Origin of the sequence: Isoptericola maris, assembly GCF_048065335.1 — a bacterium.
In the GTDB taxonomy this organism is placed as follows: Bacteria; Actinomycetota; Actinomycetes; order Actinomycetales; family Cellulomonadaceae; genus Isoptericola; species Isoptericola rhizosphaerae.
This window is the reverse complement of record NZ_JBLUNY010000005.1, coordinates 121,246-142,450: the sequence shown is the minus strand read 5'-3', so window position 1 is coordinate 142,450 and position 21,205 is coordinate 121,246. Positions and strand designations below refer to the sequence as shown.

19 protein-coding genes are annotated in these 21,205 nt (G+C 73.1%); 13 read left to right on the top strand and 6 right to left on the bottom strand.

What is annotated here, in order from left to right:
* The first annotated feature begins 160 nt into the window (after positions 1-160).
* The 9 genes from infB (at position 161) to ACH5HR_RS09730 (ending at position 11,089) form a co-directional block, all read left to right on the top strand.
* Complete coding sequence (gene infB / locus ACH5HR_RS09770; RefSeq protein WP_416477614.1) at positions 161-3,046, top strand: translation initiation factor IF-2; 2,886 nt, start codon at positions 161-163, stop codon at positions 3,044-3,046.
* 87 nt (positions 3,047-3,133) lie between these two features.
* Complete coding sequence (gene rbfA / locus ACH5HR_RS09765) at positions 3,134-3,559, top strand: 30S ribosome-binding factor RbfA (protein ID WP_402375355.1); 426 nt, start codon at positions 3,134-3,136, stop codon at positions 3,557-3,559.
* Position 3,560: 1 nt separating this feature from the next.
* A complete protein-coding gene (gene truB / locus ACH5HR_RS09760) occupies positions 3,561-4,520 on the top strand; it encodes a tRNA pseudouridine(55) synthase TruB (protein ID WP_416477612.1) in 960 nt (319 codons plus the stop codon).
* A gap of 92 nt (positions 4,521-4,612) precedes the next feature.
* Entirely contained in the window at positions 4,613-5,590 is a 978-nt protein-coding gene (locus tag ACH5HR_RS09755) for a bifunctional riboflavin kinase/FAD synthetase (protein ID WP_402375351.1), read from the top strand.
* A gap of 139 nt (positions 5,591-5,729) precedes the next feature.
* On the top strand, positions 5,730-5,999 hold the full coding sequence (gene rpsO / locus ACH5HR_RS09750; protein ID WP_402375349.1) for a 30S ribosomal protein S15: 270 nt from the start codon (positions 5,730-5,732) through the stop codon (positions 5,997-5,999).
* Positions 6,000-6,209: 210 nt separating this feature from the next.
* The gene (locus tag ACH5HR_RS09745) at positions 6,210-8,480 is read left to right on the top strand and encodes a polyribonucleotide nucleotidyltransferase (protein WP_402375347.1); all 2,271 of its coding nucleotides are present in this window, start codon (positions 6,210-6,212) and stop codon (positions 8,478-8,480) included.
* 8 nt (positions 8,481-8,488) lie between these two features.
* Complete coding sequence (locus ACH5HR_RS09740) at positions 8,489-9,817, top strand: M16 family metallopeptidase (RefSeq protein WP_416477610.1); 1,329 nt, start codon at positions 8,489-8,491, stop codon at positions 9,815-9,817.
* Positions 9,818-9,827: 10 nt separating this feature from the next.
* On the top strand, positions 9,828-10,607 hold the full coding sequence (dapB, locus tag ACH5HR_RS09735) for a 4-hydroxy-tetrahydrodipicolinate reductase (RefSeq protein ID WP_416477608.1): 780 nt from the start codon (positions 9,828-9,830) through the stop codon (positions 10,605-10,607).
* Entirely contained in the window at positions 10,604-11,089 is a 486-nt protein-coding gene (locus ACH5HR_RS09730; RefSeq protein ID WP_416477606.1) for a hypothetical protein, read from the top strand. The genes dapB and ACH5HR_RS09730 overlap by 4 nt, the downstream gene beginning before the upstream one ends.
* Before the next feature lie 28 nt (positions 11,090-11,117).
* Here ACH5HR_RS09730 and ACH5HR_RS09725 read toward each other — a convergent pair whose 3' ends face one another.
* Complete coding sequence (locus tag ACH5HR_RS09725) at positions 11,118-12,326, bottom strand: MFS transporter (protein ID WP_402375339.1); 1,209 nt, start codon at positions 12,324-12,326, stop codon at positions 11,118-11,120.
* Between the two features lie 116 nt (positions 12,327-12,442).
* Between ACH5HR_RS09725 and ACH5HR_RS09720 the strand changes: the two genes are divergently transcribed.
* A complete protein-coding gene (locus ACH5HR_RS09720) occupies positions 12,443-13,258 on the top strand; it encodes an HdeD family acid-resistance protein (RefSeq protein WP_416477604.1) in 816 nt (271 codons plus the stop codon).
* On the opposite strand, the gene ACH5HR_RS09715 is transcribed toward ACH5HR_RS09720, so the two are convergent.
* The 5 genes from ACH5HR_RS09715 to ACH5HR_RS09695 are packed head-to-tail and all read right to left on the bottom strand — an operon-like array spanning position 13,251 to position 17,539.
* Entirely contained in the window at positions 13,251-13,757 is a 507-nt protein-coding gene (locus ACH5HR_RS09715) for a GNAT family N-acetyltransferase (protein ID WP_402375335.1), read from the bottom strand. The genes ACH5HR_RS09720 and ACH5HR_RS09715 overlap by 8 nt on opposite strands.
* A 21-nt stretch (positions 13,758-13,778) precedes the next feature.
* Positions 13,779-14,981 carry an MFS transporter gene (locus tag ACH5HR_RS09710; protein ID WP_402375333.1) on the bottom strand — a complete coding sequence of 401 codons (1,203 nt, stop codon included), beginning with the start codon at positions 14,979-14,981 and terminating at the stop codon, positions 13,779-13,781.
* A 35-nt stretch (positions 14,982-15,016) separates the two neighbouring features.
* Positions 15,017-15,337: an AzlD domain-containing protein gene (locus ACH5HR_RS09705; protein ID WP_402375331.1), complete on the bottom strand. Its 321-nt coding sequence runs from the start codon at positions 15,335-15,337 to the stop codon at positions 15,017-15,019.
* Positions 15,334-16,047, bottom strand: a complete 714-nt coding sequence (locus ACH5HR_RS09700; protein ID WP_402375329.1) for an AzlC family ABC transporter permease — start codon at positions 16,045-16,047, stop codon at positions 15,334-15,336. Before ACH5HR_RS09700 ends, ACH5HR_RS09705 begins: the two co-directional genes overlap by 4 nt.
* A 25-nt stretch (positions 16,048-16,072) precedes the next feature.
* On the bottom strand, positions 16,073-17,539 hold the full coding sequence (locus ACH5HR_RS09695; protein ID WP_416477601.1) for an NAD-dependent succinate-semialdehyde dehydrogenase: 1,467 nt from the start codon (positions 17,537-17,539) through the stop codon (positions 16,073-16,075).
* Positions 17,540-17,682: 143 nt separating this feature from the next.
* Here ACH5HR_RS09695 and dapA point away from each other — a divergent pair, with 143 nt between their 5' ends.
* From dapA to ACH5HR_RS09680, 3 genes are all read left to right on the top strand, one after another.
* Positions 17,683-18,606: a 4-hydroxy-tetrahydrodipicolinate synthase gene (gene dapA / locus ACH5HR_RS09690; RefSeq protein WP_402375325.1), complete on the top strand. Its 924-nt coding sequence runs from the start codon at positions 17,683-17,685 to the stop codon at positions 18,604-18,606.
* A 21-nt stretch (positions 18,607-18,627) separates the two neighbouring features.
* Entirely contained in the window at positions 18,628-20,313 is a 1,686-nt protein-coding gene (locus ACH5HR_RS09685) for a ribonuclease J (protein ID WP_416477599.1), read from the top strand.
* 171 nt (positions 20,314-20,484) lie between these two features.
* Positions 20,485-21,177 carry a DUF4328 domain-containing protein gene (locus ACH5HR_RS09680; protein ID WP_416477597.1) on the top strand — a complete coding sequence of 231 codons (693 nt, stop codon included), beginning with the start codon at positions 20,485-20,487 and terminating at the stop codon, positions 21,175-21,177.
* Positions 21,178-21,205: the final 28 nt, after the last annotated feature.

The following is a 21,205-nucleotide window of genomic DNA, read 5'->3' as shown; positions in this document are numbered from 1 at the left end:
CACGCACGACACGACCGGACGCCATCGTCCGGCCGCACCACGCGTACATCGACAAGGAAGCGGGTCAGAAGCCGATGGGCACCCGATGAGTCCCCAGCGATGAGTACTCGGTACTAACGACGGTCCTGCCTGTTCTCGGTGGGGCCGAGACAGGAGAGATGTGGCGAAGATCCGCGTCCACGAGCTGGCGAAGCAGCTCGGAGTGGAAAGCAAGACCCTGATGGCCGAGCTGAAGGCGTCAGGTGAGTTCGTCCGTTCGGCGTCCTCGACGCTCGAGGCACCGGTCGAGCGCACCATGCGCAGCAAGTTCCAGGGTGCCGGTGGCGAGCAGGGCACGAAGAGCGCCCAGCCCACCCCGAAGAAGCCGGGAGCGCCCAAGCCGGGCGCTCGGAACGCGCCGGCCAAGCCGGCACCGGCAGAGCCTGCCGCCCCGGCGGCCGAGGCGGCCCCGAAGCAGGAGGCCGCGCCGAAGCCCGACGCTGCCCCGCAGCCCGAAGCCGCCCCGAAGCCGGGTGCGACGCGGCCCGACGCCGCCCCGGAGCCGACGCCCGAGGCCGACGCCGCGCCGAAGCCCGGTGCTGCGCCCAAGCCGGGTGCGGCGCCGAAGCCTGGTGCCGCACCCAAGCCGGGTGCCGCGCCGAAGCCCGGCTCCAAGCCTGGCGGTCAGCAGCGTTCCGGCGGTCGCGGTGGTCAGCCGCGCCCCGGCAACAACCCCTACGCCTCGAAGCAGGGCATGCAGCGCTCCGGCTCGCCGCGACCGGGGAACAACCCCTACGCGTCGCAGCAGGGCATGCAGCGTCCGCAGCGTGGCGAGGCAGCCCCGGCCCAGGGTGAGCGCCCGGGTGGTCCGCGTCCCGGTGGTCCCCGCCCCGCGGCGCCGCGTCCGGGCGGGCCTCGTCCCAACCCGGGCATGATGCCCGGCAAGACCAGCATGCCGCGTCCGGGCGAGCGCCCGGCAGCCGGTGGCCGCGGTGGCGGCGGTGGCCGTGGCCGTGGTGGCCAGGGCGGCGGTCCCGGTGGCCCCGGTGGTGCACCCGGCGGCGGGCGCGGAGGCTTCCGCCCCGGTGGCGGTGGCGGGTTCCGCGGTCGTGGCGGTGCCGGTCGTGGCAGCACGCAGGGTGCGTTCGGTCGCGCCGGCGGTCGTCCCGTCCGGGGGCGCAAGTCGAAGCGGGCGAAGCGCCAGGAGTTCGAGCAGATGCAGGCGCCGTCGCTCGGCGGCGTCAGCGTCCCGCGCGGCAACGGCAGCACCACGGTGCGTCTGCGCCACGGTGCGTCGCTCAACGACTTCGCCGACAAGATCGACGCGAACCCGGCCTCGCTCGTCACGGTGCTGATGCACCTGGGCGAGATGGCCACGGCCACGCAGTCCCTCGACGAGGACACCTTCGCGACGCTGGGCGTCGAGCTCGGCTACCGGATCGAGATGGTCTCCGCCGAGGAGGAGGACCGCGAGCTGCTCGGGTCCTTCGACATCGACCTCGAGGCCGAGGAGGCCGGCGAGGACGACGCGGACCTGATGGCTCGACCGCCGGTCGTGACCGTCATGGGTCACGTCGACCACGGTAAGACGAAGCTCCTCGACGCCATCCGGTCCACCGATGTGGTGGCCGGTGAAGCGGGCGGGATCACCCAGCACATCGGTGCGTACCAGGTGCACACCGAGCACGAGGGTGCCGACCGTGCCGTCACGTTCATCGACACCCCGGGTCACGAGGCGTTCACCGCCATGCGTGCCCGTGGTGCCAAGGTCACGGACATCGCGATCCTCGTGGTGGCCGCGGACGACGGCGTCATGCCGCAGACGATCGAGGCGCTGAACCACGCCCAGGCGGCCGACGTGCCGATCGTGGTCGCGGTCAACAAGGTGGACAAGGAGGGCGCGAACCCGGACAAGATCCGGCAGCAGCTCACCGAGTACAACCTGGTGGCCGAGGAGTACGGCGGCGAGACGATGTTCGTCGACGTCTCCGCGCTGCAGCGCCAGGGCATCGACAGCCTGCTCGAGGCCGTGCTGCTCACCGCGGACGCGGCGCTCGACCTCCGGGCCAACCCGGAGAAGGACGCCCGTGGTGTCGCGATCGAGGCGCACCTGGACAAGGGTCGCGGTTCCGTCGCGACCGTGCTCGTGCAGTCCGGCACGCTGAACGTCGGCGACGCGATCGTCGCCGGCACGGCGCACGGCCGGGTGCGCGCGATGTTCGACGAGCACGGCGAGTCCGTCCGGCAGGCGGGCCCGGCACGTCCGGTCCTGGTGCTGGGCCTGGCGTCCGTGCCGGGCGCCGGTGACACCTTCCTGGTGGCGCCGGACGAGCGCACGGCCCGTCAGATCGCCGAGAAGCGCGAGGCGGCCGAGCGTGCCGCCCTCCTGGCGAAGCGCCGCAAGCGCATCAGCCTCGAGGACTTCACCAAGGCGCTCGAGCAGGGCAAGGTCGAGACCCTCAACCTGGTCCTCAAGGGCGATGTCTCCGGTGCCGTCGAGGCCCTGGAGGACGCGCTGCTCAAGATCGACGTGGGCGACGAGGTGGACCTGCGCGTCATCCACCGCGGCGTCGGCGACGTCACGCAGAACGACGTGAACCTGGCCACGGTGGACAACGCCGTGATCATCGGCTTCAACGTCCGCTACGGCGAGCGTGTCGAGGACCTGGCGGAGCGCGAGGGCGTCGACGTCAAGTTCTACTCGGTCATCTACCAGGCGATCGACGAGATCGAGGCAGCGCTCAAGGGCATGCTCAAGCCCGAGTTCGAGGAGGCGAAGCTCGGCAGCGCCGAGATCCGCCAGGTGTTCCGTTCCTCGAAGTTCGGCAACATCGCCGGTTCGATCGTCCGGTCCGGCACGATCAGGCGAAACACGAAGGCGCGCGTCCTGCGCGACGGCAAGGTCGTCGGTGACGACCTGAACGTGGAGTCGCTGCGTCGCGAGAAGGATGACGTCACCGAGGTCCGCGAGGGCTTCGAGTGCGGTATCGGTCTCGGGTCGTTCAACGACGTCACCGAGGGCGACATCATCGAGACCTTCGAGATGCGCGAGATCCCGCGCGACTGAGGTCCGCACTTCCGACGGCGTCCCGCCCGTCCCGCTGATCCCGGCGGTGCGTGCGGGACGCCGTCGGCGTCACGAGAGGGAGTACGGATGAGCGAGAACCCACGGGCCCGCAAGCTGGCGGACCGCATCAAGGAGATCGTCGCGCAGCTGCTCGACACGCGGATCAAGGACCCGCGGCTCGGGTTCGTCACGGTCACGGACGTCCGTGTCACGGGCGACCTGCAGCAGGCCGCGGTGTTCTACACGGTCTACGGCGACGACGAGGACCGGCTCGGCACGGCGGCGGCGCTCGAGAGCGCCAAGGGCATGATCCGGTCCGAGGTCGGCAAGCAGACGCAGACGCGCCTGACGCCGAGCATCGAGTTCCACCTGGACTCGGTGCCGGAGACGGCCGCGCACCTCGACGCCGCCCTGCTCGAGGCACGGCGTCGCGACGCCGAGCTGGCGGCGTTGCGAGAGGGCAAGGAGCCGGCCGGGGAGGCCGACCCTTACCGCACGGCCGACGACGACTGACGTGGCCGAGCAGCGCCCCCGGCCGCCGCGCCGGCCCACCGCGGCTGACGGCTTCCTCGTCGTCGACAAGCCCGCCGGCCTGACGAGCCACGACGTCGTCGGCCGGTGCCGGCGGCTGGCCGGGACGCGCAAGGTCGGCCATGCCGGGACGCTCGACCCGATGGCCACCGGCGTGCTCGTCGTCGGCGTCGGCCGGGCGACCCGCCTCCTGACGTACGTGGTGGGGGCCGACAAGGCCTACGACGCGACGATCCGGCTGGGCGTCGGCACCACCACGGACGACGCCGAGGGTGAGGTGGTCTCGACGCCCGGGGTCGGTGCCGGGATCGACGGTGCCGACCTCGACCGGGAGGTCGCGGCCCTGACGGGGGACATCCAGCAGGTGCCGACCACCGTCAGCGCGATCAAGGTCGACGGTCGGCGCGCCTACGACCGCGCCCGTGCCGGCGAGGACGTCGAGCTCGCGGCCCGTCCGGTGACGGTGAGTGCGTTCGACGTCCGTGCCGTGCGTCCGGGCGTGACGGCGGACGGCACCTCGGTGGTGGACCTCGACGTGAGCGTCGTGGTCTCCTCGGGGACCTACGTGCGCGCCCTCGGCCGCGACCTGGGCACAGCCCTCGGCACGGCCGGGCACCTCACCGCGCTGCGCCGCACACGGGTGGGCGGCTACGGGCTGGCCGCCGCGTGCACCCTGGCCGAGATGGAGGCGCAGGCCGATGCCGACGGCGTCCTGGCCACCCTCACGCCGGCCGACGCCGCACGGGTCTCGTTCGAGGTCCGCGAGCTGACGGCGGCCGAGACGACGGCGCTGGGCTACGGCCAGTGGGTCGCCCCCTCGGGTGCGGAGGGGACGCAGGCCGGGATCGGTCCCGACGGCACCCTCGTGGCGCTCCTGGAGGACACCACGCGACGGGGCGAGCGCCTGGCGCGACCGGTCCTGGTGCTGGCGCCGTCCGGCTGACGGTCCATCTGCCCTGCGGCACGTGACTATCCTGGTCCGTCGGTGTCACCCGCGGCGCCCCCACGAGATCCCGAGCGAGGAGCACGATCGGCGTGCAAGTGTTCACCGACCTGGACCAGGTCCCCGACGGCTTCGGACCGTCGGCCGTCACGATCGGCAACTTCGACGGCGTCCACCGCGGCCACCAGGCGGTCCTCGGGCGGCTGGTGCGGCTCGCGCACGCCGACGGCCTCGCTGCCGTCGCCGTGACGTTCGACCCGCACCCCGCCGTCGTGCACCGTCCGCAGGCCGCTCCGGAGCTCCTCACCGGGCTCGCCGACCGGCTGGACCTCCTGGCGGCGACGGGGCTCGACGCCGTGCTGGTCATCCGGTACTCGCTCGGGTTCGCGGCGCAGGGCCCGCAGGAGTTCGTCACGCGCTACCTCACCGAAGGTCTCGGCGCCCGCAGCGTGGTCGTCGGCCACGACGTCCGGTTCGGTCGCGACAACGCCGGCACGCTGGCGACGATGGTCGAGCTCGGCGGTGAGCACGGGTTCGAGGTCGTGGCGGTCGACGACGTGGGCGAGTGCCTCCCGGAGTCGGCCGGCGCACGGCAGCGCTGGTCGAGCTCGGCGGCGCGTGCCCTGCTCGCCGAGGGTGACGCCGCCCAGGCCGCCGACGTGCTCGGCCGCCCGCACCGGGTGCGAGGGACCGTCGTCCACGGCGACGCGCGCGGACGCGAGCTCGGCTTCCCGACCGCGAACCTCGGCGGGATCGCCGGGATGGTGCCCGCGGACGGCGTGTACGCGGGCTGGCTGCGGCGCCCCTCGCTCGCCGCGGAGGAGCCCGGCCATCCCGACGTCCGGCTGCCGGCGGCGATCTCGATCGGGACCAACCCGACGTTCGACGGGGTCGAACGACGCGTCGAGGCGTACGTGCTCGACCGCACGGACCTGGACCTGTACGACGAGGAGGTCGTCCTCGAGCTCGTCGAGCACCTGAGGCCCACCCTCCGGTTCGACGGGATCGAGCCGCTCGTGAAGCAGATGCACGACGACGTCGCGCGAGCCCGGTCGGTCCTCGTCGCCTGAGGCCGGTGACGCCGGTCACCCGGCCCGGCGAGCGGGCCCCGCGCTGCTACGATGAGCGGTGCCGTAGTTCGGCCGCGGATCCAGAGCGCCCCGGTGAAGAAGTCCCGGAGCACCGCGCAACGACACCAGAGGGAGAGCCATGCCGCTCGACGCTGCCACCAAGCAGTCCATCATCACCGAGTACGCGACTCACGAGGGCGACACCGGCTCGCCCGAGGTGCAGATCGCGCTGCTGACGCAGCGCATCAACGACCTGAACGAGCACCTCAAGGAGCACAAGCACGACCACCACTCGCGTCGTGGCCTCCTGCTGCTCGTCGGCCAGCGCCGCCGCCTGCAGGGCTACCTGCAGAAGATCGACATCGTGCGCTACCGCGCGCTCATCGAGCGCCTCGGCCTGCGCCGCTGACATCACCTCGCCGGCCCGGCCCTCTCGCAGGGGCCGGGCTGGTCTGGTGTGATGTCCTGGTAAGACACCCACACCGCGCCGCCGGGCCGTCGTCCGGTCCTCGGTAGTGGCCCCCCGAACCGCCCGGTACGTCCGGTGTGCGGGTTCCGTGGGCCTCGATCGAAGACCGTCGCTCGGATGGCGGCGCCTTCGAGAATCAGGAGGGCACCCGTGGAGGGTCCCGAGATCACTTCCGCCGAGGCCGTCATCGACAACGGCCGCTTCGGCACCCGCACCATCCGTTTCGAGACGGGCCGGCTGGCCCGTCAGGCCGCCGGCGCCGTCGCGGCCTACCTCGACGGCGACACGATGCTGCTGTCGACCACCGCCGTCGGTAAGCACCCCAAGGACCACTTCGACTTCTTCCCGCTGACGGTGGACGTCGAGGAGCGGATGTACGCCGCCGGTCGCATCCCCGGGTCGTTCTTCCGTCGCGAGGGACGTCCGTCCACCGAGGCGATCCTCACGTGCCGCCTCACGGACCGCCCGCTGCGCCCGCTGTTCGTCAAGGGGCTGCGCAACGAGGTCCAGATCGTCATCACGGTCATGGCTCAGCACCCGGACGACGCCTACGACGTCCTGGCGATGAACGCCGCGTCCGCGTCCACGCAGATCTCCGGTCTGCCGTTCTCGGGCCCGGCCGGCGCCGTGCGCATCGCGCTCGTCGACGACCAGTGGGTCGCGTTCCCGAAGCACTCCGACAAGGAGCGCGCCGTCTTCGAGATGGTCGTGGCGGGCCGCAAGGTCACCACGGCCGACGGCAGCGACGACGTGGCCATCGCGATGATCGAGGCCGAGGCCACCGACGACGCCTGGAACCTCATCCGTTCCGAGGGCGCCACGGCGCCCACCGAGCAGGTCGTGGCCGAGGGTATCGAGGCCTCCAAGCCGTTCATCGCCGCGCTGTGCGACGCCCAGATCTCCCTGGCGCAGCAGGCCGCGAAGGACGTCCAGGAGTTCCCGCTGTTCCCGGAGTACGCCGACGACGCGTACTCAGCGGTCGAGTCGGCCGTGTCGGGCACGCTGCGCGACGCGCTGTCGATCGCCGACAAGCAGGAGCGCGAGGGGCGTCTCGACGAGATCAAGTCGCAGATGCTCGGCGAGCTGCAGGCGGGCTTCGACGGCCGCGAGAAGGAGCTGTCGGCTGCCTACCGCTCGCTGCAGAAGCAGCTGGTGCGTCAGCGCGTCCTCACCGAGGGCGTGCGCATCGACGGTCGTGGGCTGGCGGACATCCGCACGCTGTCGGCCGAGGTCGAGGTGCTGCCCCGGGTGCACGGCTCGGCGCTGTTCGAGCGCGGCGAGACGCAGATCATGGGCGTCACCACGCTGAACATGCTGCGCATGGAGCAGCAGATCGACTCGCTCGGGCCGGTCACGCGCAAGCGCTACATGCACAACTACAACTTCCCGCCGTACTCGACGGGCGAGACGGGCCGCGTCGGCAGCCCGAAGCGTCGCGAGATCGGCCACGGCGCGCTCGCCGAGCGTGCCCTGGTACCGGTCCTGCCGAGCCGCGAGGAGTTCCCCTACGCGATCCGCCAGGTCTCCGAGGCGCTCGGCTCCAACGGGTCGACATCGATGGGCTCGGTCTGCGCCTCGACGCTCTCGCTGCTCAACGCCGGTGTGCCCCTGAAGGCCCCTGTGGCGGGCATCGCGATGGGACTCGTCTCCGACACGGTGCCGTCCGGCGACGGCGAGGAGGTCCGTTATGCGGCGATGACCGACATCCTGGGTGCCGAGGACGCGTTCGGCGACATGGACTTCAAGGTCGCCGGTACCCGCGAGTTCGTCACGGCGATCCAGCTCGACACCAAGCTGGACGGCATCCCGGCGTCGGTCCTGACGGCCGCGCTGGGTCAGGCGCGCGACGCGCGCCTGACGATCCTGGACGTCCTCGCCGAGGCGATCGACGTGCCGGACGAGATGTCGCCGAACGCACCGCGCGTCATCGCCGTCAAGGTCCCCGTGGACAAGATCGGCGAGGTCATCGGGCCCAAGGGCAAGATGATCAACCAGATCCAGGAGGAGACCGGCGCCGACATCTCCATCGAGGACGACGGCACGGTCTACATCGGCGCGACCGACGGTCCGTCGGCCGAGGCCGCGCGCGCGGCGATCAACGCGATCGCCAACCCGCACGTGCCGGAGGTCGGCGAGCGCTTCGTCGGCACGGTCGTCAAGACGACGTCGTTCGGTGCGTTCATCTCGCTCTCCCCGGGCAAGGACGGGCTGCTGCACATCAGCCAGCTCCGCAAGCTCGTGGGCGGCAAGCGGGTCGAGAACGTCGACGACGTGCTGTCCATCGGCCAGAAGATCCAGGTCGAGATCGGTGAGATCGACCCGCGGGGCAAGCTCTCGCTCGTCGCCGTCACCGAGGACGACGAGAAGGCCGAGGCCGCGACAGGGGCCGACGAGCAGTCCGAGCCGCAGGGCGAGGCCTGATCGACCGTATGAGCCAGCACCTCCCGCTCGTCGGAGCGGGCCAGCCCGGTGCCGAGCTGACCGCCGGGCAGGACGGCGCGACGATCCGTCGCAGCGTCCTGCCCGGCGGTGTGCGTGTGCTCACCGAGCACATGCCAGGGCTCCGTTCGGCCACCGTCGGGGCCTGGGTCGGGGTCGGTTCGCGCGACGAGACCGACGGCCACCACGGTTCCACGCACTTCCTCGAGCACCTGCTCTTCAAGGGCACCCGCACCCGCTCCGCGCTCGACATCGCCGAGGCGTTCGACGCCGTCGGCGGCGAGGCGAACGCCGCCACCGGCAAGGAGTACACCTGCTACTACGCGCGGGTGCTCGACGACGACGTCCCCATGGCGATCGAGGTGATCGCCGACATGGTCACCTCCGCGCGCCTCGACGCCGACGAGCTCGAGACCGAGCGTGGCGTCATCCTCGAAGAGATCGCGATGACGGACGACGACCCGGGCGAGGTCGTCCACGAGGAGTTCGCCGCGGCGGCCCTCGGCACGCACCCGCTCGGCCGCCCGATCGGCGGGACCCCCGACACGATCCGCGCCGTGCCTCGCGACGCGGTGCTGGAGCACTACCGGTGGCACTACCGCCCGGAGACCCTCGTGGTCGCCGCGGCCGGCGGCGTGGACCACGACACGATCGTGCAGCAGGTCGGTGACGCGCTCGTGGTCGGCGGGTGGGACCTCGATCCGGCGGGCCTGCCTCGTGGGCGTCGGTCGAGCGCCCCGGACGCCGTCGGCGTGCCCGCCGCCGGCGTCGAGCTGACGATCCGCCGGCAGGTCGAGCAGGCCAACGTGATCGTCGGCGGCACCGGGCTCAGCGCCTCCGACGACCGGCGGTTCGCCTCCACGGTGATGCACGCCGCACTCGGTGGCGGGATGTCGTCCCGGTTGTTCCAGGAGATCCGGGAGAAGCGCGGCCTGGCGTACGCCACCTACTCGTTCGGGCAGGGGCACGGCGGGCTGGGGCTGTTCGGTCTCTACGCCGGGTGCGCCCCGGGCAAGGTCGACCAGGTCACCACGCTGATGGTGGCCGAGCTGGAGCGTCTCGCGGCCGACGGCATCACGGACGCCGAGCTGGAGCGTTCCGTCGGTCAGCTCTCCGGCGGCATGGTCCTCGGCCTGGAGGACTCCGGGTCGCGCATGAGCCGGCTGGGCCGCGCGGAGCTCGTGCTCGGCGAGCTCGTGACGGTCGACGAGTCGTTGGCACGCATCCGTGCCGTCACCGCCACCGACGTGCGGGAGCTGGCCGCCGATCTCGCGTCGCGCCCGCGCTCGGTGGTGCGCGTCGGCCCCTTCGGAGAATGAGGAGACCATCGTGAGCACCAGCAGCACCGTCCGTGTGGCGGTCATCGGCGCCGCCGGGCGCATGGGCGCCCAGACGTGCGCCGCCGTCGAGGAGGCGGACGGCCTCGAGCTCGTCGCCCGCCTGAACGCGGGGGACGACGTCGAGGTCGGGGTCCGGGACGCCGGCGCGGACGTCGCGGTGGACTTCACGGTCCCGGCGGTGACGGAGGCCAACGTCCATGCCGCCCTGGACGCCGGGGCCCACGTGGTGGTCGGTACCACCGGGTGGGACGACGCGTCCCGAGGCCGGGTGGTGGAGCACCTCGAGCGGCTGGACGCCGAGGGCACCGGTGGGGGGCTCGGGGTGCTCATCGCACCCAACTTCGGGCTCTCCGCGGTGCTGGCGATGACGTTCGCGGCCAAGGCGGCGCGCTACTTCGAGTCGGCCGAGGTCGTCGAGCTGCACCACCCGGACAAGGTCGACGCGCCCTCCGGCACGGCCCGCCACACCGCCGCGGCGATCGCTTCCGCCCGGGCCGACGCCGGGCTCGGCCCGTCGCCCGACGCGACCCAGGACGGCTGGGACGCACGGGGTGCGGACGTCGACGGCGTCCGGGTGCACGCGGTGCGGCTGCGCGGGCTGGTGGCACACGAGGAGATCCTCTTCGGCAACGCCGGTGAGCAGCTGACGATCCGCCAGGACTCCTTCGACCGGGCCAGCTTCATGCCGGGCGTCCTGGTGGCCGTTCGCGAGATCACCTCTCGGCCCGGCCTGACCGTGGGCCTCGAGAACGTGCTGGACCTGTCGTGACCGACGGCGGCGCTCCGGAGGGCGTCCGGCGCAGGCTGCCTCGCGGGCTGGTCGGCGCGCTCGCCGTCACCGCCCTCCTGGCGCTGTACGTGGTGGCGATCGCGGAGCGCGGCGCAGCCATGCTGGGCAGCGGCGAGCCGCTGCTGATCAGCATCGGCCTCGCCGTGCTGGTCATCCCGCTGCTGGTGATCGGGCTCGTCGCCCGTGAGTTCTGGCTGGCCGCACGCGTGCAGCGCATGGCCGACGAGCTGGCGGCGGACGGCCAGCTCCCGGTGGACGATCTTCCGCGCTCTGCGGGCGGCAGGATCGACCGGGCGGCCGCGGACGCGGCGTTCGCGCAGTTCCGGGACGCGGTGGACGCCGCGCCGAAGGACTGGCGCACCTGGTACCGCCTGGCCTTCGCCTACGACGCTGCGGGGGACCGCCGTCGTGCGCGCGCCGCCCTGCGGCAGGCCTCGGCGCTCTTCAGGCCGCGCGACTGACGCCGCCAGCCCTCCTGTGCCCGGCGGGCTACCGCCCCGGGTCGGTCCCGACCGCCGCCGGGTCCTGCGGGAACGCGCCGCGCGCCACGAGCACGACGACGCACGCCACGGCGACCACGCCCGCACCCGTCAGTGCCAGCACGCTGCCGCCAGGACCGGCCACGACGCCGGCTCCGAGGGCGGCCCCGAGGCCGATGCCGAGGTTCGAGGTCCCGTTGACGAACGCCCCGGCGACGTCCGCCGTCGCGCCCTGCGTGCGCAACGCCGCCGCCTGGAAGGTCGCGGGGATCGCCCCGAACGCGGCGAGCCACACGCCGCCGGCCACGAGGACGCCCACCGGCTGGGGCAGGACCAGGGCGAGGACGGTCAGCGAGCCGACGATCGTGGCCATCGCCGTGATGGTCAGGGCGCGGGGCGTGCGGTCCAGGTAGCGGGCCGCCGCCCACAGCCCGACGAGCCCCAGTGCGCCGAAGAGCAGGAGCACGGGACCGACCGCCGCCTCGGACAGCCCGGTCGCCAGCAGCAGCACCGAGACGTAGGTGTACACGGTGTAGTGCCCGCCGAACAGCACCGTGTTGGTGCCGACGACGACGCCCAGCCGCCGGCGTCCCTGGCGGGCGGCCGAGCGGTCGCGAGCCGGCGGCGGGCCGACGTCGACCGCGGGCAGCAGGCGTGCCACCAGCACCGCCGTGAGGGCGCAGACGCCACCGAGCAGCGCGAACGACCAGCGCCAGCCGACCGCCGTGCCCAGCGACGTCGAGAGCGGCACGCCCAGGACGAATCCCATCGTGCCGCCGGCGGTGACGAGCGTCAGTGCCCGGCCGGTGTACAGGGGACCCACGAGGCGGGCGGCGTACGCGATCGACACCGAGAAGAAGACGGCGTGGCCGATCCCGCCGATGGTGCGTCCGGCCGCCATGACGGCGTAGGTCGGGGCGACGGCGACGAGCAGGTTGCCGGCCACGTAGGTGGCGAGCGTGACCAGGAGCAGCGGCTTGCGCGGGAACCGTTGCGTGGCCAGGGTCAGCGGGACGGCACAGACCGCGACGACGAGGGCGTAGACGGTGACGAGGAGCCCGGCCGTCGACTCGGAGACGCCGACGCCGCGGGCGAGCTGCGGCAGCAGGCCGACGGGCAGCACCTCGGTGGTGATGGCGACGAAGTTCGCCACCGCGAGGACCGTGATCCCGCCGGCGGCGTCGCGGACGGTGCGGGTGGAGGAGGCTGACGGCGGCACCGACTCATCGTGTCATCCTCACCGGCCGCCGCTCCCGCGCACGCGCTGCCGTGCACGGACGCGGGAGCGCTCGTAGCCTGAGCGCAGGTCAGCAGTCGACGACGAGAGGATCGCGCATGGCGCCCGACGACGGGGAGGCCGGGACGCAGGACGGCGCCGGCGGCACGTTCCGCAACCCGTTCCGACGGGTCTGGTGGCTGCCCGTGGTCCGCGGGATCGCCTTCGTGGTGCTCGGGCTGCTGCTGATGATCGAGCCGCTCGGTGAGCTCGAGGTGCTGCGGGTGCTCGTCGGCGCGTTCCTCGTGCTCGACGCGATGCTGGTGGTGGTGCAGTGGTTCGTGCACCGCCGTCAGGTCGGCTCGGCGTGGTGGCTGGCGCAGGCGGGCGTCAACGTCCTCTTCGGCGTGGCCGTCGCGTTCTGGCCCGACCTGGAGCCGACGCCGCTGTACTACGTCCTGGCCAGCTGGGCGATCGTGCTCGGGATCGTCACCGTCGTCGGGGGCGCCGCCCTGGCCCGCAACCGTGACCTCGGCTGGCCGTGGATGATCACGTTCGGCCTCACGGCGGGGCTGTTCGGTCTGCTGCTCGTCACCCGCCCGCTCGACCTGCTGGACGTGCTGCGGCTGGTGACCATCGTGTTCGCGCTGTTCGCCTTCGTGGCGGGCTCGATCCACCTGGTGTCCGGGTTCGCGGTCCGCTCGGTCTCCCGCGAGCTGTGGGGGCTGCGAGAGCAGGCGGAGCGGGTCGGCGCCGTCGTGACGGGCGGCTCGGTGCTGGGCTCCGCGAACCCGCAGGCCGCCCCGGCGGCGGTGGCCGGGCCGGCGTCGCGGGGGACCACGGACGGTCCGCCGTCCGTCTCGACCCCCGTGGACGACACGACCGGGGGCGACGAGCCGCGGGAGACGCCCGGAGGTGCCGGCAGGGTCAGATGACCGCCGACCAGCGGCGCTCGACGACGTCCCGCGCGCCGGTGGCGAGCGCACGGTCGACGCCGTCGGGACCGAGGCCGGACGAGGACAGGAAGCGTTCGCGGCCCTCGTCGCCGTCGAGCACCCAGGTGACGACCTCCTGCGAGCCGTCGGTGCGCAGCCGGTCGACGGCGGCGGCGAGCAGTCGGGACCCGTGCCCGGCGAGCCGGTGGTCCGGGGCGACCTCCAGGGCCATGACCTGTCCTGGGCCGACGGCGGCGAAACCGACGACCCGCGGTCCGTCCAGCGCGACGAGCACGGCGAAGCCCGGCCCGGGCGGCCGCGAGATCGCGTCCGTCCACCGCTCCACCATGGTCTGCTCGTCGAGGGCGTCGACGGCGTCACCGAGCGTGTCGGCGTGGGTCGCCCGCCAGGCCTCGACCTGGACCCGCGTCACCGCTTCCTCGTCGCCGGGGACTGCGGGGCGGACGGAGACGTCGGCGGTCTCGCGGAACAGTGCCATGGGCACCACCCTAGGTGCTCGTCAGTCGTCGGCGGGCGCCGCGGCCCGGTGTTGCGGGGGCCGGACCTGGCCCGCCACCGCGAGGCTGAGCACCACGGCGCCGCAGATGACGAGCAGGGCCGAGCGCACGCCCACCTGGTCGGCCAGCAGGCCGAGCAGGGGTGGGGCGGCAAGCATCGCCACGGTCGAGAACGAGGTCGCGACCGCGACGCGGGGCGCGGCGTGGGTAGGTTCGTCGGAGGCCGCGGAGATGGCGATCGGGTTCGCGAGCGCGGCGCCGCAGCCCCAGAGCACGATCCCGGCCCAGGCCAGGGCGAGGGTGGGCGAGAGCCCGAAGAGGAGCAGCCCGAGCAGCGCGGACGCCCCCGACACGCGGAGCACGGTCACCCTCCCGTAGCGGTCGATCAGGCCTGTGCCCGCGAACCGGACGACGGTCATCGACGCGACGAACGTCCCGTAGGCGACGGCGCCGACCGCCTCGCGGGCGGCGAACCCGTCGACGACGGCGAGGGACAGCCAGGTCCCGGCGGACCCTTCCGAGAGGGACGCGGCGAGGAGCACCAGACCCACCAGCAGCGTGCGGGGCTCGCGCCAGGCGGCCATGGCGGCTCGCACCCCGCCGCCGCGACGCGCTGGTGCTCCGTCGGCGGGCGCCTGGTCGCGGGGCGGGGCCAACCTCGTCGAGGGGACGACGAGCAGGGCACGCACGACGGTCACGACGGCGACCACCACGACGAGCTGGACGGCGACGTGCGCTCCCGACCAGGCGAAGGCGGCGCCGACGAGCGCACCGAGGGCGGCCCCGACGGAGAACGCCGCGTGGAAGTGGGGGAGGATGGCCCGCCCGACGGCACGTTCCACGCCGGCGGCACTGATGTTGATGGGGATGTTGGTCAGGGCTCCGCACATCCCGTTCAGGCACGCCCCGACGGCGAACAGCGGGATGTTGGCGGTGGTCGTCGCGAGCGCGAGGAGCCCGAAGCCCACCGCGTTGCCCGCCGTGGCCGCGACGAGCGTGCGCCGGCTGCCGAACCGCGCGACGACGGCCCCGGCGACGAGCACCGCGAGGAGCGAGCCGGCTCCGCCGACGACCAGGAGCGAGCCGAGCTGGCCCGCGCTGAGCCCCAGCTCGGACCGGATCGAGGGCAGGCGGCTCATCCAGGACGTGCCCAGCACACCGAACAGCGCGAACTGCGCCATGAGCGACCAGCGGGCGAGAGCCACCTCGGGGCGCGGGGAGGTGGGTCGTGCGCCCGGCCTCAGCCCCACCCGAGCGCCCGCAGGCCGGCGGCGGCGGCCGCCGCGAGCACGACCACCACGATGAACGGCGCCCGCAGGGCCAGGGCGACGGCTGCGACCGCGAGGGCCGGGACGCGGGCGTCGACGACGACCAACGAGCCGTCGGCGAACGTCTGCACGACGACCAACGAGACGAGCAGCGCCACGGTCACGAGCGTCGACGTACGCTGCACCCGCTGGGTGGCCAGCCAGTGCTCCGGTATCAGGTGGCCGGCGAGCTTCAGGCCGAAGCTGGCGAGCGAGGCGAGGAGCACGGTGATCCACAGCATGGTCGTGGTCATCGGTCGTCCTCGCTGGTCGTGCGGCGCGGTGCGGCAGGGGCGACGGCTCCGGCCACGACGGCGACGGCCGCCGCGGCGAGCACCGGGACCCCGGCCGGCGCGACCGGGACCAGCGCCAGCGTGACCACGACGGCCAGCCCTGCCACGACCTGCGCCCGGCGCTCGGCGAGGCGGGGCCACACCAGCGCGAGGAACGCCGCCCCCGCGGCAGCGTCGAGGCCCCACGCCCGCGGGTCGCCGAGGGCGTCACCGGCCAGCGCACCCGCCAGCGTGAAGGCGTTCCACAGCACGAAGACCCCGACGCCGGCCGTCCAGAACCCGGCGCGGACCGCCGCGGGCGTGCGCTGCCCGACGGCGACCGCCGTCGACTCGTCGATCGTCAGATGGGCGGCTGCCGCCCGGCGCCAGCCCCGCAGGGACAGCAGAGGGGAGACGACGGCGCCGTAGAGCATGTTGCGCGCACCGAGCAGCGTCGACGTCGCCACGGCCGCGACGGGCGACCCGCCGGCGGCGACGACGCCGATGAGGGCGAACTGGGAGCCGCCCGTGAACAGCAGGAGGCTCAGGACGGCGGTCTGCGCCACGGTCAGGCCGGCGACCACGGCCAGGGCGCCGAACGAGATCCCGTACAGGCCCGTGGCCACGGCCACACTGACGCCCTGCCGGACGGCGGCGGAGACCTCGGGAGAGGATGGACGGCTCACGGCCACAGGAAACCATGGTCCGGGCGGCTCGTCACAACGCGACGTACACCGACTCCTGGTACTCCTCCAGTCCGGCTGCCCCGCCCTCGCGACCCAGACCGGACTGCTTGACCCCGCCGAACGGTGCGCTCGCGTCCGAGACCATGCCGCGGTTGATGCCGATCATGCCCGCGTCGATCTCGTGCGCGGCCCGCATCGCGAGGTCCACGTCGCGGGTGTAGGCGTAGGCAGCGAGGCCGTACTCGGTCCCGTTGGCCAGGGCGATCCCCTCGTCGACGTCGTCGAAGGCGACGACGGGCGCGACGGGACCGAAGATCTCCTCGGTGACGCAGCGGGCGTCGGCAGGAGTGCCCGCGAGCACGGTGGGGGAGTAGAAGTAGCCCTTGCGGTCCGGCCGCGCGCCACCCGCGACCGCACGCGCACCGCGATCGGTCGCGTCGGTCACGAGCTCGTCGACCTTGTCGACGGCGCTCGCGCCGATCAGGGGGCCGACGTCGTGTCCCTCAGCACCCGGACCCACGCTCAGCCCGGCGAACCGCTCGGCGAGCCGTTCGGCGAACTCGTCCGCGAGCGAGCCGTGCACCAGGAAGCGGTTGGCCGCGACGCAGGACTGTCCGCCGTTGCGCAGCTTGGCGACCATCGCGCCCTCCACGGCCGCGTCGAGGTCGGCGTCGGCGAAGACGACGAACGGCGCGTTGCCGCCCAGCTCCATGGAGCAGTTGAGCACCTGCTCGGCGGCCTGCCCGAGCAGGACCCGCCCGACGCCCGTCGACCCTGTGAACGAGAGCTTGCGCAGGCGGCCGTCGGCGATCACCGGCTCGGTCACCGTCTTCGCCGACGACGTGGGCACCACGTTCACCACGCCGGTGGGCAGGTCCCGTGCGGCGAGCTCCGCACGGAGGATCTCGGCGACCGCCATGGTGGTCAGCGGCGTGAGCTGCGCGGGCTTGATCACCACCGGGCACCCCGCGGCGAGGGCGGGTCCGATCTTGCGCGTGGCCATGGCGATCGGGAAGTTCCACGGCGTGATCAGCAGCGACGGGCCGACGGGCCGGCGGTGCACGAGCTGGTGGTTGCTCCCGGCCGGCGCGGTGCGCATCATCCCTGGCGCCCGCACCGCCTCCTCCGCGAACCAGCGGAAGAACTCGGCACCGTACGCGACCTCGGCCCGGGACTCGGCGAGCGGCTTGCCGCCCTCCGCGGTGATGAGTGCGGCGAGCTCGTCGGTGCGCTCCACGATCGCCTCGAAGCAGGCCCGCAGCAGCTCCGAGCGGTCTCGGGGCGGTACCGCGGCCCAGGCCGGCGCGGCGTCGTGCGCGGCCGCCAGGGCGGCGATGCCGTCGTCGCCCGTGCCGTCCGCCACGCTCGTCAGGACCTCTTCGGTGGCGGGGTCCACGACCTCGAAGCTGGAGCCGCCCGATGCCGGTCGCCACTCGCCGCCGACGAGGACCTGGGTCGGGGCGTCACGCACGGAGGAGAGGGTCGTCGTCGCAGTCATACCATCCAGTATGTGCGGGCACCGGGTCGCCGCAACAGCCCTGGCAGGCGGCGCACGGCACCCTGGCACGACGTCTCATCCCGCCGGTCGCGAACCCGTGGACAGGGGCACCAGGAGGGGGTACCGAACGGTACGGTGTCCCCATGACGCTGCCCGGCACCCCTGCGCGCCCTTTCGGCGCGGTTCTCACCGCGATGGTCACGCCCATGACGAGCACCGGGGAGATCGATCTGAAGGCCGCGGCGTCGCTGGCGCGGCGCCTGGTCGACGAGGGGAACGACGGCCTGGTGCTGTCGGGGACCACGGGCGAGGCGCCCGCGACCCACACCCCCGAGAAGGCGGCGCTCGTGCGCGCCGTCGTCGACGCCGTCGGCGACCGTGCGGCGGTGCTCTCCGGGGCCGGGTCGAACGACACGGCGCACGCCGTGCGCATGGCCGAGCAGGCTGCGGAGGCCGGCGCGGACGGCCTGCTCGTCGTCTCGCCGTACTACTCCCGCCCGACGCAGGAGGGTCTCTACCGCCACTTCGCAGCGGTCGCGGACGCGACCGAGCTGCCCGTCATGCTGTACGACATCCCGGGCCGTGCGGGCGTGCGCATCGCGCCGGCGACGTACGAGCGCATCGCCGCGCACCCGCGGGTGGTCGCGACCAAGGATGCCACCGGCGACCTGACCGGCGTCCCCGCGCTGCGTGCCGCCACGGGTCTCGCCTGGTACTCGGGCGACGACACGCTGCTGCTGCCCTTCCTCTCCCACGGTGGTGCCGGGATCGTCTCCGTCTCCGCCCACGTGGTGGCCGGGCAGTTCGCCGAGGTCGTGCGGCGCTTCGACGCCGGAGACCACGCCGGCGCGCTCGAGACCTTCTGCACGACGCTGCCCGTCATCGCCGCCATCAACGGTGCCGGTGCCCAGGCCGGCATGACCAAGGCCGCCCTCGAGCTGCTCGGTGCCGTGGGCAACCGCGAGCTGCGCCTGCCGAACGTCGCCGCCACCGACGCCGACGTCGCCATGATGCGCGCCGCCCTCATCGCCGGCGGTGTCCTGGACGCCGCCACCACCGTCCCGTAACCCCACAGGCCAGGAGGCCACGTGAGCCACCCTCACCCCGAACTCCCTCTTCCTCCCGAGCTGCCCGCCGGCGGGCTGCGCATCGTGGCGCTCGGCGGGCTCGGCGAGGTCGGCCGGAACATGGCCGTCCTCGAGTACGACGGCCGGCTGCTGATCATCGACTGCGGCGTCCTGTTCCCCGAGGACCACCAGCCCGGCGTCGACCTGATCCTGCCGGACTTCGAGTACCTCTCCGGCCGGCTCGACGACATCGAGGCGATCGTCCTCACCCACGGCCACGAGGACCACATCGGCGCCGTGCCCTACCTGCTGCGGCGCCGTCGCGACATCCCGATCTACGGCTCGCAGCTCACGCTCGCGTTCCTCGAGGCGAAGCTGAAGGAGCACCGCATCAAGCCGGTGACGCGGGTCGTCGCCGAGAACGACACGGTGCGGCTCGGCGTCTTCGGCCTCGAGTTCGTCGCCGTCAACCACTCCATCCCCGACGCGCTCGCCGTGGCCGTCACCACGGGTGCGGGCACGGTCCTGCACACCGGCGACTTCAAGATGGACCAGCTCCCGCTGGACGGCCGTGTCACGGACCTGCGGGCTTTCGCGCGCCTGGGTGAGCAGGGTGTCGACCTCTTCATGGTGGACTCCACCAACGCCGAGGTCCCGGGCTTCGTCACCCACGAGGTCGAGATCGGGCCCGTCCTGGACAGCGTGTTCGCCCAGGCGGAGAAGCGCGTCGTCGTCGCCTCGTTCTCCTCGCACGTCCACCGCGTCCAGCAGGTCCTCAACGCCGCCCACGCGCACGGGCGCAAGGTCGCGCTCGCGGGTCGCTCGATGATCCGCAACATGGGCATCGCGGCCGAGCTCGGCTATCTCGACGTGCCGCCCGGAGTGCTCGTCGACCTCAAGCGGACCGGCGACATCCCGGACGACGAGCTGGTGTACATGTGCACCGGCTCGCAGGGCGAGCCGATGGCGGCGCTGAGCCGGATGGCGAACGGCGACCACCGCGTCAAGATCGGGCACGGCGACACGGTGATCCTCGCCAGCTCCTTGATCCCCGGCAACGAGAACTCCGTGTTCCGAGTCATCAACGGCCTCACGCGGCTCGGCGCACGCGTCGTGCACTCGGGCAACGCGAAGGTCCACGTCTCGGGCCACGCCAGCGCGGGCGAGCTGCTCTACTGCTACAACATCATCAAGCCCCAGAACGTCATGCCCGTGCACGGCGAGGTGCGGCACCTCGTGGCCAACGCGGCGCTCGCGGTGAAGACCGGCATCCCCGCCGACCGCGTCGTGCTGGCGGAGGACGGCGTCGTCGTGGACCTGGTCGACGGGCGCGCCACCGTGGTCGGTGCCGTGCCCTGCGGGTACGTGTTCGTCGACGGGTCGTCGGTCGGCGAGGTCACCGAGAACGAGCTCAAGGACCGCCGGGTGCTCAGCGAGGAGGGCTTCGTGTCCGTCTTCGCCGTCGTGGACTCGGCCACCGGCAAGGTGCTCGCGGGCCCGCAGATCCTCGCGCGCGGCATGGCCGAGGGTGCGGCGGTCTTCGACGAGATCCAGCCGGACGTCGTCAAGGCGCTCGAGGACGCGATCGCCGGGGGCGCGACCGACACCCACCAGCTGCAGCAGGTGATGCGGCGCGTCATCGGCCAGTGGGTCAACCGGCGGCTGCGCCGTCGTCCGATGATCGTCCCGGTCGTCGTCGAGGCCTGAGCCGACGAGGGACCTTCGGTCGACCCTCGATCGACCCGCGGCGACCTGGATGCGCCAGTTTGCGCTATCCTCGCGCGACTTGTCCGTCTTGTGGAGGAACAGATGTCCGATCCTGACCCTTTCGCTCCGCCGTCGGTCACGCCAGCGCGCGCGACCCCTCCGGCCCGTCCCGTGGAGCCCACGTACGGGGCCCACGCTCCGGTGTCGCCGGCGGGTGGCAGGACGTCCGGCCCTTCGGACCCGTGGGGCCAGCCGGCGCCGACCCGGGTCGCTCCGACGGGGCTGGCGACATGGTCCGTCGCGCTGGCGTCCGCCTGGGGGCTGGTCCAGGCGCTGATGTTCGCGTCGTCGTCCGGCGCGGCCCAGGAGTTCAGCCGTGCCGTCGACGCGGGGGAGAGCCCCGGCGACGTCTGGACCACCTACGACAGCTTCGCCACCCTGCTTCTCCCGGTGCAGCTCGCAGCGTTCGTCGTCACGTGCCTCTGGCTCCACCGCAGCCGTCAGATCGCCGTCGCCGCGCGGCCGCAGGAACGGCACGTCCGGGGCGTCGTGTGGATCTGGCTGGGCTGGTTGGTGCCGGTGGTGTCGTTGTGGTTCCCGTACCAGGTCGTGCGGGACGTGCGTCAGGGGACCACCGGCCTGCGGCGGATGCCGGGGCTCGGGCTGTGGTGGGTGAGCTGGCTCGTCATGCTGTGGGCGTCGAACAGGGCGGCGTTCATCACCTCCGGGTTCAGCCGGTCCGACCCCGGGCTGCTTCCCGTGCTGGACGGCGTCGCGACCGCCGCGGTCGCCGTCGCCCTGGTGCTGTGGATCCGCGTCGTCCGCGAGGTCACGGCCGCGCAGCGGTCACTCCCGGCCGGCTGACGGGGGCCGGGGCCGCCCGGCGGCTGAC

Coding starts and splice junctions, on each gene's coding strand:
- rbfA (WP_402375355.1), top strand. CDS start 3,134: ATGAGCGAGAACCCACGGGCCCGCAAGCTGGCGGACCGCATCAAGGAG.
- rpsO (WP_402375349.1), top strand. CDS start 5,730: ATGCCGCTCGACGCTGCCACCAAGCAGTCCATCATCACCGAGTACGCG.
- ACH5HR_RS09740 (WP_416477610.1), top strand. CDS start 8,489: ATGAGCCAGCACCTCCCGCTCGTCGGAGCGGGCCAGCCCGGTGCCGAG.
- ACH5HR_RS09720 (WP_416477604.1), top strand. CDS start 12,443: ATGGCGCCCGACGACGGGGAGGCCGGGACGCAGGACGGCGCCGGCGGC.
- ACH5HR_RS09715 (WP_402375335.1), bottom strand. CDS start 13,757: ATGGCACTGTTCCGCGAGACCGCCGACGTCTCCGTCCGCCCCGCAGTC.
- ACH5HR_RS09705 (WP_402375331.1), bottom strand. CDS start 15,337: ATGACCACGACCATGCTGTGGATCACCGTGCTCCTCGCCTCGCTCGCC.
- ACH5HR_RS09695 (WP_416477601.1), bottom strand. CDS start 17,539: ATGACTGCGACGACGACCCTCTCCTCCGTGCGTGACGCCCCGACCCAG.
- dapA (WP_402375325.1), top strand. CDS start 17,683: ATGACGCTGCCCGGCACCCCTGCGCGCCCTTTCGGCGCGGTTCTCACC.